The sequence below is a fragment of the Pedobacter rhizosphaerae genome (genome assembly GCF_900111155.1).
Taxonomy (GTDB): Bacteria; Bacteroidota; Bacteroidia; order Sphingobacteriales; family Sphingobacteriaceae; genus Pedobacter; species Pedobacter rhizosphaerae.
The window spans coordinates 1-15,418 of sequence record NZ_FOGG01000003.1; the positions used below are offsets into that span (position 1 = coordinate 1).

The following is a 15,418-nucleotide window of genomic DNA, read 5'->3' on the forward strand; positions in this document are numbered from 1 at the left end:
GATAAGGCAAGTTCGGTTAACCTCTCTTCTGGCAATAATGAAAGTAGTTGACTGATTTCCATAAAGAAAAATAGGCACTAATCATCCTTGGCCTAAATGAAAATTATCAACTTATGGGGAGAAATAAAATTCTTCCGAACACTTATGGTGGTTTGACGGACAAGCCAAAGCTGCTGCAACATTTTACTGTTCCATTTTCAAGAATTCAAAAATCATGTCTGAGAACCCTATCGTGGTGATGTTTGAGCTGAATGGAAGTAAGTTTATGGCCTTAAATGGTGGACCACATTATAAACCAACACCCGCAACTTCTTATGTGATTGAATGCGAAGACCAAGCGGAAATTGATCACTATTGGGAAAAACTGGGTGAAGGTGGTCGCTACGATCAATGTGGTTGGTTAAGCGATAAATTTGGCTTCTCCTGGCAAATTGTACCCAAAGTGCTTCATCAGTTAATGGCCGATCAGGAAAAGGCTCCAAGAGTAATTGAAGCTTTTATGAAAATGCAGAAATTTGAAATACAAAAGCTGCTAGATGCCTAACGAATTGCTCCCTGGCTTATTAAAAATAATCTTATCGTCTTTGTATGAACAAGAATATCGTTATCTCGTACAATACTTTGCGTAAAATAGTTGGACTCCTCGGTTTAGCCTTCCCTATTATCCTAATACTAGGTTCGGTAATTGTAGGAGATTGCAGCACTGTACAAAGTTCAATTAGTAGTTACTATCATACGGTAATGCGTGATGTTTTTGTAGGTACGTTGTGTGTAGTTGGTTTTTTTCTTTTCGCTTATAATGGTTATGACCGCACGGATAAAATAGCAGGGAATTTAGCCTGTTTTTTTGCTTTGGGGGTAGCCTTCTTCCCCACTGGCGTTGAACTTCCTCCAAATCCCTGTGCCTTTGTTCCCGCAGATCAGAATCCGATAATCAGTAAAATTCATTATCTTTTTGCCGCCTGTTTGTTCCTTACCTTTACTTTTTTCTGTTTCTTTCTGTTTATTAAGAGTGAGGGTAATCAGACCGAGCAAAAGAAGAAGCGAAATATTGTTTTTAAAATATGTGGTTCCATTATGCTGCTGTGTATTATTCTTCTTGCACTTTACTTTACCTGGGGAGAAAGCACATCCATGAACCAGATAAAACCTGTATTCTATCTTGAAGGCATTGCGCTTTGGGCATTCGGGATCTCCTGGCTGGTAAAAGGTGAATTTGTATTAAAAGATAAAAACTAGTACGAACCAGGGGCTTTTAAAAAACGTTCAATGCTATACAAGCCTGCGAATAGTAAACAGGCAGATAGGCCTGCGGGCCATACAGAATAACAAACGGTATAGTAGAAAATTTCTCGGGAAGAAAATGTACTCCAGGCCGCTACCCTTTCCTGGAATTCTGAATAGTTGATGAGTAACCAATAACTTATCATCAAAAGTGTCATGGTGCTTGTTTTAATCAGTAATCGGGCCTGAAAGAAATTAAAAATAAGAAGGAGAATATTGATTAAAACCAAGGCAAACATCCCTATCCAAAGTACATAATCAAGTACTGAGCTGCTTAAATCGACAGCCGAAAGGCCATCAGGTGAAAACCATGACACCTCTATAATGGTAATGATGAAAACTAAAATGTTAATCCATATTATCTTCCGTCTGATGAGATCCATGCAGCAAGGTACAAAACAATCCTTAATTGGAATACTTTGGGGAGTTAGCCACCCGGAGCCGAATAGCTAACGATATCTATTCCAACTCCGTTCGGATCCTCTATGGCAAAATGCCTGTCTCCCCAGGGTTCATTACGAATGTCTATCTTAATTGGTACTCTTTTTTTCTTTAATTGTTGGAAAACTTCATCTACATGCTCTACCTCCAGGGTTAGGTATATGCCCTGTCCCTGAAATGGCTGTTGGAATAGTGGTTGCTGACTCGGATGGTTAGGTAAGAGGAAGCTAATCTCCGCCTCATGGTTTGGTGTGTGCAATAGCAGATAAAATTCATTTTCGAAGGTTACACCAAATCCCAGATTATCTATGTAAAATGCTTTGGTTTCTGCAATTTTTTTTGTGATAATTCCTGCATTTAATTTCATTTTTACTTTTTTCTTAATGTTTAAATTAGTTTGTGAATATGCGCCCACTGACGAGATGAGCATTCCGATGACTAAAATTAATCTTTTCATATCACTTAGATTTTATAATGCTAAGTTGGCCTTAATCTGCCTGTAAAGATTGTAAAAATCGGACAAAATCACCTGCCGAAAGCCTTGCTCGGGGTTACACCATAAAAGTGTTTAAACTCTTTTATAAAATGTGCCTGATCATAATAGCCGGCCTGGTAAAAAAGTTTGTTTTGTTTCAAACTTTGCGTTGATGGCTTTGCTCTTAATATATTTTGAAAACGCACAACCTGACTAAAGGTTTTGGGGGTGTCGCCAATGTAGAATTCAAAGAGTCTGCGCAATTGCCTTGAACTGACTCCCGTATCGAGATCCTGCTCAATATCTATCACGCCCATTTGTTTTAAAATAATATCGATTGCATGATATAAACGGTTGTCGTAATTGAGTGTAATACCTGAAAGATGTTTGCAAAAATAAGTATCCAAGCTAGTTTTTATGGCTTGAAGATTTTGAGCGGGACTAAAATGTTGAGCAATAAACTGGGCTACCTGGGGCAAAACCAGGTTCAGTTCAACGAAGCGGTTACTCAAATCACGGGCATTTATATTGAACAGTTGCGGGAACATGCTGGGCAGGAATCTAATGCCAATATAGTTAAAAGTACTTTCTAAGGGGAATTCGGTAAACTTCTTGCAAAATCCCATGATGAAATTTTCTTGAGGATGATGGAGTTCAAAGAAAATATCTATACAACCATCTGCAACTACCCTATATATGAAAGGTTCAGCTAAAACCTGATGTGTTTGAAGTTGCCAATAACAATAAATATAGGGTTGAAGACTAATATCTGGGGCTACTTCCTGATAACTAACCTGTTCTGCAAATTGTTTAACTGTAGGTTGAATTGGATTGTACAGCGTTCGTATATCAAATGATCTCTTCAAGGCCTTGATTATTGTTTTAAATATAGGAAATGGATATTAAATTTTGCTAAACATCAGGAAGTTTGGTGCCGATTATCTTTAAATTATAGGTCATTTAATAGCTTTTCGACAATATTCACTAACTTTCCTGCATCACAAAAAACAAGTTATGGAAGAAATTAAATGGGGAATTATTGGCTGTGGAGATGTAACGGAAGTGAAAAGCGGTCCAGCTTTTAACAAAGTGCCACATTCTAAACTGGTTGCAGTAATGCGAAGAGATGCTGTAAAAGCAGCCGATTACGCCAAACGTCATGGAGTTCCTAAATGGTACGATGACGCTACAGCGCTCATTAATGATCCAGAGGTAAATGCGATTTATATTGCCACACCTCCCCTGCAGCATGAGGCTTATACCCTTGAAGCGTTAGCGGCGGGTAAACCTGTTTATGTTGAGAAACCCATGACGCTAAACGCTGCTTCTGCACAGCGCATGATTGATGCGTCATCAAAGTATAATACAAAACTGGTGGTAGCACATTACCGAAGGGCTCAACCCATGTTTCTTGCTGTTAAAAAGTTGTTAGCTGAAAACGCCATCGGTGAGCTTCGTTTAGTGGATTTGAAAATGCTTCAGCCTATCAATCCTAAGCTGGTGGCACAAACTGGCGATAACTGGCGCATGGATCCTGCAGTCTCTGGTGGCGGTTTATTTCATGATTTAGCACCGCATCAGCTTGATTTGATGGCCTACTATTTTGGGAATATTCAAAAATCCACTGGAATTGCAACGAAACAACAAAAAAATACTGCCGTAGATGATTTGGTAGTTGGTCAGATTTTATTTGAAAGTGGCGTAGTTTTTAATGGTAACTGGTGCTTTAGTGTTTCGCCTTCCGATCAATCAGATAGCTGTGTGATTTATGGCTCAAAAGGAAAAATCAGTTTCCCGATGTTTGGCCATAAAATCGATGTTACTGTAGAGGCGATCAGTGAAGAGATTCATTTTGAGCCTTTGGAGCATGTGCAGCAACCTATGATTGAGCAGGTGGTGAAATATTTCTTAGGTCAGGCAGAAAATCCATGTAGTGGTAAAGAGGCTTTGATTACTATGGAAATAATGGATGCCTTCACAGCTGATGTTGTAGGTTAGACTCGCAATTCTTAGTACATTTAACCGCAAAGTGCGCTAAGTGAAGACACAGAGCACGCAAAGCTTAATCATTAACCATCTTAGGCATCTAAGTTTGCATCGTGCCTCATACTCCACAATACACTCAACCTAAAACTTCACCGAAAGAAGGTACAAAGCACGCATAGCATTGATTTGAAAGTTGAGGGGTTAGCGTATAGACCCGCAACACATAACTCGCAACCATAATACATTTAACCGCTAAGGTCACAAAGTGAAGGCACAAAGGACACAAAACATTGATAGGCAAGCTGAAAGGCTAAGGCTTCATGTCCCATAACCTGTAACTCGCAACACGTAACACATATAACCGCTAAGGCCACCAAGAGAAGACACAAAGGAAACAAAGCTGAAGTTGGAAATGGAGCGATTATGCGTGTAGCCCCCACAACTTGTAACTCGCAACCCGTAACACTATTAACTCAAACATTTCTCCACCTATTCAGGTTATGTATCCAGTAAATACAAAGCTAATATGCAAGAACCACTGGATTGGACCAAAATGTTGGTTGGAGAAGAAGAATGGATATATCTAATTGAGGTTGTGGTAAGAACGGCCATTATGTATATCATTATCTTGCTCGGTTTGCGGTTGCTTGGTAAGCGTGGCGTTGCCCAGCTTTCTGTGTTTGAAATGGTGGTGATCATTTCATTAGGCTCAGCCGCTGGTGATCCCATGTTTTATAAGGAAGTAGGCTTAATGGTGCCTATAGCTGTTTTTGCGGTAATTGTGGGTGCCTACCGGTTAACAACATTTTTAATGGCCAAAAGCAAAAGATTTGACGACCTGGTGGAGGGCAAACCAACCTACTTAATTGAAGATGGTGAGTTTTCAATAGACGAATTTGGAAAGGAAGCGCTGGCACAAGATGAATTTTTTGCCGAACTCAGACAGCAAGGTGTATCCCATCTCGGGCAAGTAAAAACAGCCATTTTGGAAACTTCTGGAAATTTAAGCGTTTACTTTTATCCAGATAAGGAGGTCAGATTTGGCTTGCCGATATTACCTAAACCTTATGAAAAATCATTTGAAACTATTCCATCCAAAGGAAAGTATGCCTGTACATTTTGCGGTAATGTGGAGGAGCTAAATTCAAAACAAACTTGCGAATGCCCGAAATGCGGTCACAAACACTGGATTGTGGCGATTGACGATATTCGGTTACGATAGTGAAGAGCTACGATAATCTTGTTCCCGGTACTACTTCGTAGGGTTCTATTCCTGGTTCGAATATTCTGGTTAATTCTGATCCCTCCACTGTGATGAGGTCATTCCATCTTCTAATCCAGTTACCTTCCCTCAATCCAACTACTTTAACATTATTTTGTGTCAAAAACTCCCTGATTCTTGTTTCTCGGGTTTCTCCATTGTGTTTCAAATCTGGATTAGGATCCAGGTAATGTGGATTTAAATTAAACGGGACCAAAGCCATGCAATCAAAACTCTGCGGATAAACAATGGGCATATCGTTAGTGGTCTTCATGTTAAGTCCTCCAATATTGCTTCCCGCACTGCATCCCAAATAGGGTTTTCCTTGCTCGATATTCGTCTTTAACACAGTCATCAATTCTTGTTCTTGCAGGCTTTTTACTAATAAAAAGGTATTCCCTCCCCCTGTAAAGAAAGCTTGAGCATCGATAATGGCCTTCTTTTTATCTTCAAACTCATGAAGTCCACGTACATTGATTTTGAGCTGGTTAAAAAAATCCTTAGCTTTTTCAGTATAGGCTTCATGAGAAATTCCTCCAGGCCTTGCAAAAGGGATAAAGGTAATTTCGTCAATGCCCTGATAAAGCTTTGCTAGTTCTTCTTTAAGATACTCCAGGTAATTGCCGCCGAATAAAGTGGATGTAGATGCAAGAATAATATTCATAATTAGAAATTATGGTGGACAAAGATAAGTTTTTTGTTCTTCTGTGATACAAGGATATTATGGGTTCTTTACTTCTTATTCAACTGATTAATTTGACGCTCCTTAATGTTTTTCATTCCACATCTAAAATAATTATATCTATTTGATATATAGGTTCTTAAATCAATTTATTTATCAGATTTGAATTAAAATTTTTTAATTCAAATAAATAAACGTTAATTAGACATTTATTTATTGTTATGAGCACAGCAAACTATGTAATTGGCGTGGATTACGGAACGGATTCTGTTCGATCGGTTCTAGTAGATACCGCAAACGGAAAAGAGATCTCTTCTTCTGTTTTTCTATATCCTCGATGGCAGAAAGGTTTATATTGTAAGCCTTCCATCAATCAATTCAGACAACATCCTTTAGATTATATCGAAGGGTTGGAACACACCATCAAAGATTGCTTAGCGAAGGGAGGCGGTCAGGAAATAGCACATTTAGTTAAGGGTATTTCTATCGATACAACTGGTTCTAGTCCGGTTGCAGTAGATGAAAAAGGTATTCCCCTGGCATTAACACCTGGATTTGAGGAAAATCCAAATGCTATGTTTGTGCTATGGAAGGATCATACCGCTGTAAAAGAAGCTGCTGAAATTAATGAGCATGCGACCAAATTCAGCGTAAACTATTTAAAATATGTGGGTGGGATTTACTCTTCAGAGTGGTTTTGGTCGAAGTTACTCCGTATTTTCAGAGTGGATTCATCTATCAAGAAAGCAGCAAAATCTTGGGTAGAGCATTGCGATTGGATTCCATTTTTACTGTGCGGAGGAAATGATGCCAGTGAAATTAAACGCAGTCGTTGTGCAGCAGGGCATAAAGCATTATGGGCAGAAGAGTTTGGTGGCTTACCGCCTGAAGAATTTTTCAGCAGTTTAGACCCGCTTTTAACAGGTTTCAGATCATCTTTATTTAATGATACCTATACCTCTGATGTTTCGGCAGGCACCTTGAGTACCGAGTGGGCCGGGCGATTGGGCTTAAACACAACTGTTGCAATTGGTGTTGGTGCATTTGATGCACACATGGGCGCTGTAGGTGGTCAGATTGAGCCTTATTTTTTAAGTAAAGTTATGGGCACCAGTACCTGTGATATATTAGTTGCTCCTAATCAGGATTTAGAAGGGAAATTAATCAGTGGTATCTGCGGACAAGTAAATGGATCTGTAATTCCCGGAATGGCAGGTTTGGAAGCTGGTCAGTCTGCTTTTGGCGATGTTTATGCCTGGTTTAAGAATTTGATTAGCTGGCCATTAAACAACTTACTTACAGAATCTACTCTGATAGATGAAGCTACTGCACTGGCACTTAAAGAAGAACTGGAACATAAAATAATAGCTAACTTAAGTAAGCAAGCATCAGAACTTCCTGATGAAGATTATGCTGAACTGGCGATAGACTGGTTAAATGGCAGAAGAACTCCTGATGCTAACCAGGAATTAAAAGGAGCAATTACAGGATTAAGTTTAGGCACAGATGCCCCTCGCTTCTTCCGTGCATTAGCAGAGGCTACTTGTTTCGGGGCTAAAAGCATTGTTGATCGCTTTAAGGACGAAGGTGTTCCGGTAAAAGGAATTATTGGTATTGGTGGCGTAGCTAAAAAGTCGACCTATATTATGCAAATGATGGCTGATGTGCTGGAAATGCCAATTAGGATTCACCGTTTTGAACACACTTGTGCATTGGGTGCTGCCATGTTTGCTTCTGTAGTAGCGGGCATCCATCCTACCGTAGAAGATGCAATGGCTGCCATGGGCACTGGTTTTGAAAAAGAATACCAGCCCAATTTCAAGAAAAGAAAAATGTACCGCGAACATTACCATAAGTACCAAAGTTTAGGACGCTACTTAGAAAGACACAATAACAAGGAATATCAACCTTATTTAGCATGAGCAAGTATCAAACCATAAAAGAACAAGCCTACGAAGCCAATATGCAGTTACCCCAGTTAAATCTGGTGCTGTTTACTTTTGGCAATGTTAGTGCCGCAGATAGAGACCAGGGCGTATTTGCGATTAAGCCTAGTGGCGTGCCTTACGAGCAGTTAAGTGTAGAAAAGATGGTGATTGTAGATTTTGATGGCCATACTGTAGAAGGTAGTTTAAGGCCATCATCTGATACGCAAACACATGCTGTTTTATACAAAAACTGGGCAGATATTAATGGAATTGTTCATACGCACTCTACCTATGCTACGGCCTGGGCACAAGCGCAAACCGCTATTCCAATTTTCGGTACTACACATGCGGATCACTTAACCGTAGATATCCCTTGTGCACCGCCTATGGCCGACGAAATGATTAAGGGAAATTATGAGTATGAAACTGGTTTCCAGATTATTAACCACTTCACAGAATTAGGTTTAAGCCATAAGGAAGTGGAAATGATTTTAGTAGGCAACCATGCGCCATTTACCTGGGGAAAAACGGCAGAAAAAGCAGTTTACAATAGTGCAGTTTTAGAAGCCGTTGCACAAATGGCCTTATTAACGCGACAAATTAATCCACAGGCACCGAAGTTAAAGGATTCATTGATTCAGAAGCACTTTGAGCGTAAACATGGGGCTGGTGCGTATTATGGACAGGAATAAGGTTTGATTGCTTTATTGCTTAACTGTTGAATTGCTTAACTGTTGAACTGGCCGATAGACTGATATCAGTTAAACAGTTAAAACGATTAGACGATTAAACAGAAAAAAGGGGACTAACTGTTGAATTGCTTAACTGGGCGATAGTCTGATATCAATTAAACACTTAAACGATTGGACGATTAAACAAGGAGTAATTGGTGAGTTGGTCAATGCTCTTAACTTAAGCTAAATGCTGTCCTGTCTGAGCCTCCCGATGTGAAATCGGGTCAAGTAGTCGAAGACCTTGTGAATAAGTCGAAAGCTAAAATTGATTACCCTTCGACAGGCTCAGGATGACAATCCATCTTAGTTTTCGCCTAAAGTTAATAGCATTGGTGAGTTGGTGAGAAGATAGATTGCTTTAGTGCTTAACTGGACGATAGTCTGATATCAATTAAACAGTTAAACAACTGGACGATTAAACAAGGAGTAATTGGTGAGTTGCTTAGGTGGTGAGTTGGTGAGAGGACAGATTGCTTTATTGCTTAACTGTTTAACTGGGCGATAGTCTGATATCAATTAGACACTTAAACGATTGGGCGATTAAACAACAAAAATATTAAACAACAAAAAAACATGATAGATTTAAAAAAATTACAAGTTTGGTTCATCACAGGAACTCAACATTTATATGGTGAAGAAACATTAAAACAAGTAGCCGATCACGCGCAACAGGTAGCAGATTCACTTAATGTTAACCAAAACATTTCTGTTTCTGTAGTTTACAAGCCTATTGTTAAAACTACTGAAGAGATTTTTGAAACTTTACAACAGGCTAATATTGATGATAACTGTATCGGTGTCATCACCTGGATGCATACCTTCTCTCCTGCTAAAATGTGGATCAGAGGTTTAAATGTGCTTCAAAAACCATTACTTCACTTACACACGCAATTTAACCGCGATATTCCCTGGAATTCTATCGATATGGATTTCATGAACTTAAACCAAAGTGCACATGGCGACCGTGAGTTTGGATTTATGGTATCGCGTATGCGTAAAGACCGTAAAGTAGTAGTTGGCCACTGGCAGGAAGAAGAAGTTGCGAAGCAAATCGACACCTGGGCTAGAGCAGCTGCCGGATGGCACGATTGGCAAGGCGCTAAATTTGCCCGTTTTGGCGATAACATGCGTTATGTAGCAGTAACAGATGGTGATAAAGTAGAGGCTGAATTAAAGTTCGGTTTTTCTGTAAATACTTATGGCATTGGCGATTTAGTAGCGATCATTAATGCAGTAAGCGAAGAGTCTATTCAAGCTTTATTAAAGGAATATGAGGAAACTTACGAAATGGCTGATGATTTACGTACTGGTGGTGCCAGACATTCATCGGTATATGAAGCTGCTAAAATTGAGTTAGGCTTACGTAAATTCTTAGAAGATGGTAATTTCAAAGGTTTCTCTGATACTTTTGAAGATTTGCATGGTATGATTCAACTACCAGGAATTGCAGCGCAACGCTTGATGGCTGATGGTTATGGTTTTGCTGGTGAAGGCGACTGGAAAACGGCTGCATTGGTACGTGCCTGTAAAGTAATGGGTGCCGGATTACCGGGCGGAAATGCCTTTATGGAAGACTACACTTACCATTTCGATCCTGCAAATGCAATGGTTTTAGGTTCGCATATGCTGGAGGTGGATGCTTCATTGGCTAAAGGTAAAGCAAGCTTAGAAGTGCATCCTTTAGGTATTGGTGGCAAGGCAGATCCTGCTCGTTTGGTGTTTAACGTAGGTAGCGGTGATGCCTTAAATGCTTCTTTAATTGATATGGGCAACCGTTTCCGTTTATTGGTTAATGAGGTTACAGCTGTTGAGGCTGAGCATGATCTTCCAAATTTACCAGTAGCGCGTGTACTTTGGAAACCGCTTCCTGATATGAAAACGGGCTGTGCTGCGTGGATTTACGCTGGCGGTGCACACCATACGGCTTACAGCCAAAACTTAACTACCGAGCATTTACTTGATTTTGCAAACATTGCTGGTTTAGAATACATCAATATCGGTGCTGATACGAAAATCAACCAGTTCAGAAATGAATTGCACTGGAACGAAGTGTTTTATAAATAACCAAAATTAAATCCCCGAAGCCTGCTCATCAGACTTCGGGGATCTTGGTTAATCTAGCTTAACCATTGCTTTTATCACTCCATTTTTGGGGTCTAACCAGGATTCGAAATTATCTTTAACTTCTTCAAAAGCTACCTGGTGGGTGATGTAATGGGTCGGATTTACCAATCCTGCCTTCATCGATTTAATTACGTGCTCAAAATCTTCTATAGTCGCATTTCTGCTACTCATCAGTGTTGATTCTCTTTTGTGAAATTCCGGATGATTAAAGATTAAGTCTCCTTTTTGAAGGCCAATTAATACAAATCTGGCACCATGTGCCATGTAGTTGATGGCGTTATTGATCGCTTTTTGATTTCCAGTGGCATCAATTACCACTGTGGGCATGTCTCCATTGGTAATCTCACTTAGTTGTTGCGTTACATCGGGAGAAAGTGCATTTATGGTAAATGAAACCCCTAATTTTTCTTTGCAAAAGGCTAATCTATCTTCATTGATATCTAAAGCGATTACCTTCGCTCCTGCTATTCTGGCAAATTCCATGGTACCTAAACCAATCGGACCTGCGCCAATAACGAGTACAAATTCGCCCGACTGAATATCCGCCCTGCGAACACCGTGCGCTCCAATGGCCAAGGGTTCAACCAAAGCCAATTCATCATAGCTTAAGTCATCGCCATGCAGTAAGGTTCTGGAAGGCACAGAAAGATATTCGCGCATGCCACCATCAACATGAACACCACATACTTGCATCTTAACACAACAGTTGGGTTTGTTCATCCTGCAGGCAATACACTCGCCACAGTTAAAGTAAGGAATGAAAGTGACCTTCTCGCCTACTTTAAAATCATCGTTTCCATCTACTTCAACGAGCTCGCCTGATAGTTCATGGCCTAACACCCGTGGATAATTGAAAAATGGTTGAGTGCCTTCAAAAGCATGTAAATCGGTGCCACAAATGCCAATGCGCTTTATTTTAATGATGGCCTGGTCTTTTTGTAATATAGGTTTATCTGTATCGGAATATTCGAAAGTTCCGGGAGTGGTACAGGTTAGGGTTTTCATTTTGGTGTATTGGATGTCTTGTTGTTTAACTGTTTAATCGTCTAATTGTTTAAGTGTCAACTGTGTGCTGAAAACTGATAACTGGTGAGTTGGTTAGCTGCTTAGTTGGTGAGTTGTCTGGTTGTTTAACTATCAACTGTTATTTAAAACTGAATCACTGGTTATTTGCTTAACTGTTTAATCGTCTAATTGCTTAGCTGTCAACTGCAAGCTGAAACACTGGTGAGTTGGTTAGCTGCTTAGTTGGTGAGTTGTCTGGTTGCTTAACTGTCAACTGCCAACTGAAAACTGATAATTGCTAACTGAAAACTGACTAAGCGTTTGCCAGGGCTCTATCTAAATGTACATAGCCGCCATCTACATGGATAATTTGTCCGGTGGTGTGGCTGGAAGCGCCCGACATCAGGAAGGCAGTCATGTTGGCGATTTCTGTAGCGGTGGTCATTCTGTTTTCTAAAGGAATTTTGGCTGTAATCTCTTCAAGTTTTTCCTGAGCATTGTCCAGCGTTTCAATCCAGGTTTCGTAAGCAGGGGTCCAGCATTCGGCTACCACCACGGCATTAACACGAATACCATATTTTAATAATTCTACTGCCCATTCTCTTGTTAATGCATTTCTACCTCCATTTGCTGCGGCATAAGCTGAAGTATTACCTTGCCCGGTTTCTGCTGTTTTAGAAGTAATATTGACAATAGCACCTTTGGTTTTAATTAACTCTGGTAGCGCATGGTGTGCCATTAAATAATAATGTACAACATTCTTATGTAACGAAGCCATAAAATCCTTGTAGTTACCACCTTCTAAGCTTACCCCATCATTCACCCCCGCGTTGTTCACTAAACCATCAATTCTGCCAAATTTTGCCACAATTTCTTTTACCACTACCTCACAATCTTCTGGATTTGATAATTCTGCAACAAACTGAGCCGCTTGCCCACCATTTGCGATAATTTCATCTACTACTTTCTGATTGTCGATAGCTTTTCTACCCACAATAACTGCGATTGCCTCTTCCCTGGCAAAAACTGTTGCAATACCTCTACCAATACCTTTTGCAGCTCCGGTTATTACGATAACTTTATTCTTTAATTGTAAATCCATGTTTTAATCTAATTTTTAGGCAAAGCCTATTAACTCTTCTATGTTGATTATTATTTAGTTACTGGTAAGCATATTTATTACATCTGTTTTTCTTGATTCAGGAATAACCCTTATAGCTGTTAGTTTTCCATTTTTCAAGGTGCCTTCAACGGTTGTCTGGTAAGGTGCATGTAGCTTAAAATGCACATCCCAATCCTTTGGCCAAGCCGGGAACAAGTGAATCTTTTTTCCATCACACTGCATTAGCATTTCCTGTAAGCCAATCATCCCTGAGCCTCCCCAATTGTGATCGGGTGTCCAGTCGTATCCAGGGCCCCAGAAAGCAGGGAATCTTCTGCCAGAATCTTTCAATTTTAAGGTTGTTAAGCGGGCAGCTTCATCTGTTAAGCCTAATCTGGCTGCAAAAATATTATCTTGCTTCCAACCGATGTGGCTTCTAAATTTTAAAGCATCTGTATCATAAAAATAGGTGTTTTTTGCGGTATCTAACCCTGATTTACCTAGCCCATACATTCCCCAGGGGAAAACCGGATACAATTGTGGGCTTTCTGTATTGTTTATCCTCTCCCATAGTTTGGCAGGCGAAATCGTTACTTTACCATCAAACTCACGAAAGCTAATTGGCGGAATGGTGCTCAACATCTCCTGCCAGTTTTTTTTCTGCTCCTGAGTACCAGATTTTAGCTCCAGCAAGCGTTGTAAAACCGTTTTAAGTCCGGCAATGGTGGAGGTGGAATTGTAGGCCATTTTATAGGTTTCGGCTCCGGAACCAGGATACAAAATTAAGTGCCCGTTTGCATCTAAAGCTTTCGCACCTCGTTGTTTCGCTAAATAAGTATAGTGTTCTTTAAAGAAGGTTAAGCTGCTCTCTATTAGTGGCATATAAACTTCTATGTTTCGCCCGTTGTAACGTTCTGTTTCCAGAATCATCATGCAAAACTCCAGGATCGTGTCCCATTCATATTCCAGCCAGGCATTATACTCCATGCCCTTATCATACCCTGCAGGTCGTTTCCAACCATATTCTGCAGGATTAGGTAATCCGAAATTTTCTATCTGCTCAGTGAAACTTGCACCTTTATGGCCCCAGGCAGCTTCAGTGCGTAATTCTGCATTTTTTAAGATGTTCAGGTAGAAATCAAACTGTGGCTTCATCATTTCGAAATCGCCCGTTTTCAGCATCGGCCAGTAAACCAATCGTTGGTTTTGTGCTGTATGCGTTCCTCCACCCCAATTTCTAAAGTCGGGTGTGTATTTTAAGGCTGTATCCGTAAGCTGGGGATCGAAAGTAAAAAGGCCTCCGTTAAATTTGGTTGGTGATGAGCCCCTTGCGTTGCAGCCCAGCATATAACGGAATAGCTGATAGTTTTTACTGATTTGATTCGTGGTGGAATCATTCGCCTGGATATAGATGAAACTCCTGTTCCAGAAATTATTCCACCAGGCTTTTGTTGTAGCGAAGGATTGCGGTAAATCGCTCTTGGCACGCAAAACAATCTGTTCTTTATCAGCAGAACTCCTGAGAAGGACAGCAATTTTAAAGCTTTTTGATGGTTTCCGGCTCCTTAATATCCAGCCTTTAAAAGGGGTATTTAGGTACTTTCCGGTGTAGGTACCCGCAGGAAACATACCGCTACCGCTTAGCGTGCCACCAAAGCTTAACTTTTTTAAAGGATTGTAAAAGACAGATTGATAGCTTTCCAGGCCTTGTTGTTTCAATACAACATCAAATACGGTATGAACGGGGTTTGTGTGTTTAAAGGACACCTCATTATAACTGAACTCAATACTATCTTTAGTCGTTTTAACGAGCCCTTGCGGAGCCCATTTATAAGAATTCTGATTGTTTTCTTTGCCTTTGGTGATCCGATCTTCAAATCGCCAGCTTTCGTAGCTGGCTTCAGCAGTTACATTTTTATTGCTTTTCAGTTCAATATTTACGATCGGTTTCCTGATGTCTACCCAAACCTTAACCTGAGCACTCAGCTGACCATCTGCTCCGGAAATGGCAATATATCCGTCATTCAAAATCAGTTCCTGTTTAAAGGTTTTGCCAGCAAAGGGATTGGGGAATAGTTTGATTTTAACCCTACCCAGCTTCAATAAGGTATTGTTTTCATCGAATGTGCCGCTGCGCGATAAATAAAGAAAAATCTCCCCTTTTTCTACCCAAACGTTCACACCAACATCTCCCCCGCCAACAGGCATTGATTCTGCTGAGTTATTGCTTTGGCTGGCCCAGACCACATTATTTTTTGCTATTTCTTGCTGGGCTTTGGCACGTGGTGAACCACAAAAAAAACAAAAAGCAAGGAGCAAAAAGCAACATGCGATATTTGCTTTATAAACCTCGCTTCCTGGCAGTCTATGTGTCTTAGTGGTCTGTCTCATTTTAA

General features: G+C 40.2%; 13 protein-coding genes and 1 pseudogene. 7 read left to right on the plus strand and 7 right to left on the minus strand.

Going from position 1 to position 15,418, the window contains the following annotated elements; genetic code table 11:
- Window positions 1-157: 157 nt before the first annotated feature.
- Window positions 158-544 (plus strand): annotated as a pseudogene (locus BMX11_RS03000) (VOC family protein); the annotation flags it as partial.
- A gap of 44 nt (window positions 545-588) precedes the next feature.
- Entirely contained in the window at window positions 589-1,239 is a 651-nt protein-coding gene (locus BMX11_RS03005; protein ID WP_090881235.1) for a hypothetical protein, read from the plus strand.
- Here BMX11_RS03005 and BMX11_RS03010 read toward each other — a convergent pair.
- The 3 genes from BMX11_RS03010 to BMX11_RS03020 all read right to left on the minus strand — a co-directional run bounded on the left by BMX11_RS03010 (window position 1,236) and on the right by BMX11_RS03020 (window position 3,066).
- Complete coding sequence (locus tag BMX11_RS03010; protein ID WP_090881238.1) at window positions 1,236-1,667, minus strand: hypothetical protein; 432 nt, start codon at window positions 1,665-1,667, stop codon at window positions 1,236-1,238. The genes BMX11_RS03005 and BMX11_RS03010 overlap by 4 nt on opposite strands.
- Window positions 1,668-1,711: 44 nt before the next feature.
- Window positions 1,712-2,182 (minus strand): VOC family protein, encoded by a 471-nt coding sequence (locus tag BMX11_RS03015; RefSeq protein WP_217643797.1) that lies wholly within the window; start codon window positions 2,180-2,182, stop codon window positions 1,712-1,714.
- A 68-nt stretch (window positions 2,183-2,250) separates the two neighbouring features.
- Window positions 2,251-3,066: an AraC family transcriptional regulator gene (locus BMX11_RS03020; protein ID WP_090881241.1), complete on the minus strand. Its 816-nt coding sequence runs from the start codon at window positions 3,064-3,066 to the stop codon at window positions 2,251-2,253.
- 148 nt (window positions 3,067-3,214) lie between these two features.
- Here BMX11_RS03020 and BMX11_RS03025 point away from each other — a divergent pair, with 148 nt between their 5' ends.
- Together BMX11_RS03025 and BMX11_RS03030 are read left to right on the plus strand one after the other, a co-directional pair.
- Window positions 3,215-4,198, plus strand: coding sequence for a Gfo/Idh/MocA family protein (locus BMX11_RS03025; protein WP_090881244.1), 984 nt, complete (start codon window positions 3,215-3,217; stop codon window positions 4,196-4,198).
- Window positions 4,199-4,712: 514 nt separating this feature from the next.
- Entirely contained in the window at window positions 4,713-5,408 is a 696-nt protein-coding gene (locus BMX11_RS03030) for a YetF domain-containing protein (protein ID WP_090881247.1), read from the plus strand.
- A 7-nt stretch (window positions 5,409-5,415) separates the two neighbouring features.
- On the opposite strand, the gene pepE is transcribed toward BMX11_RS03030, so the two are convergent.
- Entirely contained in the window at window positions 5,416-6,111 is a 696-nt protein-coding gene (gene pepE / locus BMX11_RS03035) for a dipeptidase PepE (RefSeq protein ID WP_090881250.1), read from the minus strand.
- A 239-nt stretch (window positions 6,112-6,350) separates the two neighbouring features.
- Between pepE and BMX11_RS03040 the strand changes: the two genes are divergently transcribed.
- From BMX11_RS03040 to araA, 3 genes are all read left to right on the plus strand, one after another.
- Entirely contained in the window at window positions 6,351-8,051 is a 1,701-nt protein-coding gene (locus tag BMX11_RS03040; protein WP_090881253.1) for a ribulokinase, read from the plus strand.
- On the plus strand, window positions 8,048-8,749 hold the full coding sequence (gene araD / locus BMX11_RS03045; RefSeq protein ID WP_090881256.1) for an L-ribulose-5-phosphate 4-epimerase AraD: 702 nt from the start codon (window positions 8,048-8,050) through the stop codon (window positions 8,747-8,749). The genes BMX11_RS03040 and araD overlap by 4 nt, the downstream gene beginning before the upstream one ends.
- A gap of 615 nt (window positions 8,750-9,364) precedes the next feature.
- The gene (gene araA, locus BMX11_RS03050) at window positions 9,365-10,855 is read left to right on the plus strand and encodes an L-arabinose isomerase (protein WP_090881259.1); all 1,491 of its coding nucleotides are present in this window, start codon (window positions 9,365-9,367) and stop codon (window positions 10,853-10,855) included.
- 48 nt (window positions 10,856-10,903) lie between these two features.
- Here araA and BMX11_RS03055 read toward each other — a convergent pair whose 3' ends face one another.
- The 3 genes from BMX11_RS03055 to BMX11_RS03065 form a co-directional block, all read right to left on the minus strand.
- Entirely contained in the window at window positions 10,904-11,920 is a 1,017-nt protein-coding gene (locus BMX11_RS03055; RefSeq protein WP_090881262.1) for a zinc-binding alcohol dehydrogenase family protein, read from the minus strand.
- Between the two features lie 313 nt (window positions 11,921-12,233).
- Window positions 12,234-13,022: an SDR family oxidoreductase gene (locus BMX11_RS03060; RefSeq protein WP_090881265.1), complete on the minus strand. Its 789-nt coding sequence runs from the start codon at window positions 13,020-13,022 to the stop codon at window positions 12,234-12,236.
- 54 nt (window positions 13,023-13,076) lie between these two features.
- Complete coding sequence (locus BMX11_RS03065) at window positions 13,077-15,413, minus strand: DUF5703 domain-containing protein (protein ID WP_245738562.1); 2,337 nt, start codon at window positions 15,411-15,413, stop codon at window positions 13,077-13,079.
- Window positions 15,414-15,418 lie beyond the last annotated feature (5 nt).

Coding starts and splice junctions, on each gene's coding strand:
- BMX11_RS03060 (WP_090881265.1), bottom strand. CDS start 13,022: ATGGATTTACAATTAAAGAATAAAGTTATCGTAATAACCGGAGCTGCA.
- BMX11_RS03015 (WP_217643797.1), bottom strand. CDS start 2,182: ATGAAAAGATTAATTTTAGTCATCGGAATGCTCATCTCGTCAGTGGGC.
- BMX11_RS03065 (WP_245738562.1), bottom strand. CDS start 15,413: ATGAGACAGACCACTAAGACACATAGACTGCCAGGAAGCGAGGTTTAT.
- BMX11_RS03030 (WP_090881247.1), top strand. CDS start 4,713: ATGCAAGAACCACTGGATTGGACCAAAATGTTGGTTGGAGAAGAAGAA.
- BMX11_RS03005 (WP_090881235.1), top strand. CDS start 589: ATGAACAAGAATATCGTTATCTCGTACAATACTTTGCGTAAAATAGTT.
- BMX11_RS03010 (WP_090881238.1), bottom strand. CDS start 1,667: ATGGATCTCATCAGACGGAAGATAATATGGATTAACATTTTAGTTTTC.
- pepE (WP_090881250.1), bottom strand. CDS start 6,111: ATGAATATTATTCTTGCATCTACATCCACTTTATTCGGCGGCAATTAC.
- araD (WP_090881256.1), top strand. CDS start 8,048: ATGAGCAAGTATCAAACCATAAAAGAACAAGCCTACGAAGCCAATATG.
- BMX11_RS03025 (WP_090881244.1), top strand. CDS start 3,215: ATGGAAGAAATTAAATGGGGAATTATTGGCTGTGGAGATGTAACGGAA.
- BMX11_RS03040 (WP_090881253.1), top strand. CDS start 6,351: ATGAGCACAGCAAACTATGTAATTGGCGTGGATTACGGAACGGATTCT.
- araA (WP_090881259.1), top strand. CDS start 9,365: ATGATAGATTTAAAAAAATTACAAGTTTGGTTCATCACAGGAACTCAA.
- BMX11_RS03055 (WP_090881262.1), bottom strand. CDS start 11,920: ATGAAAACCCTAACCTGTACCACTCCCGGAACTTTCGAATATTCCGAT.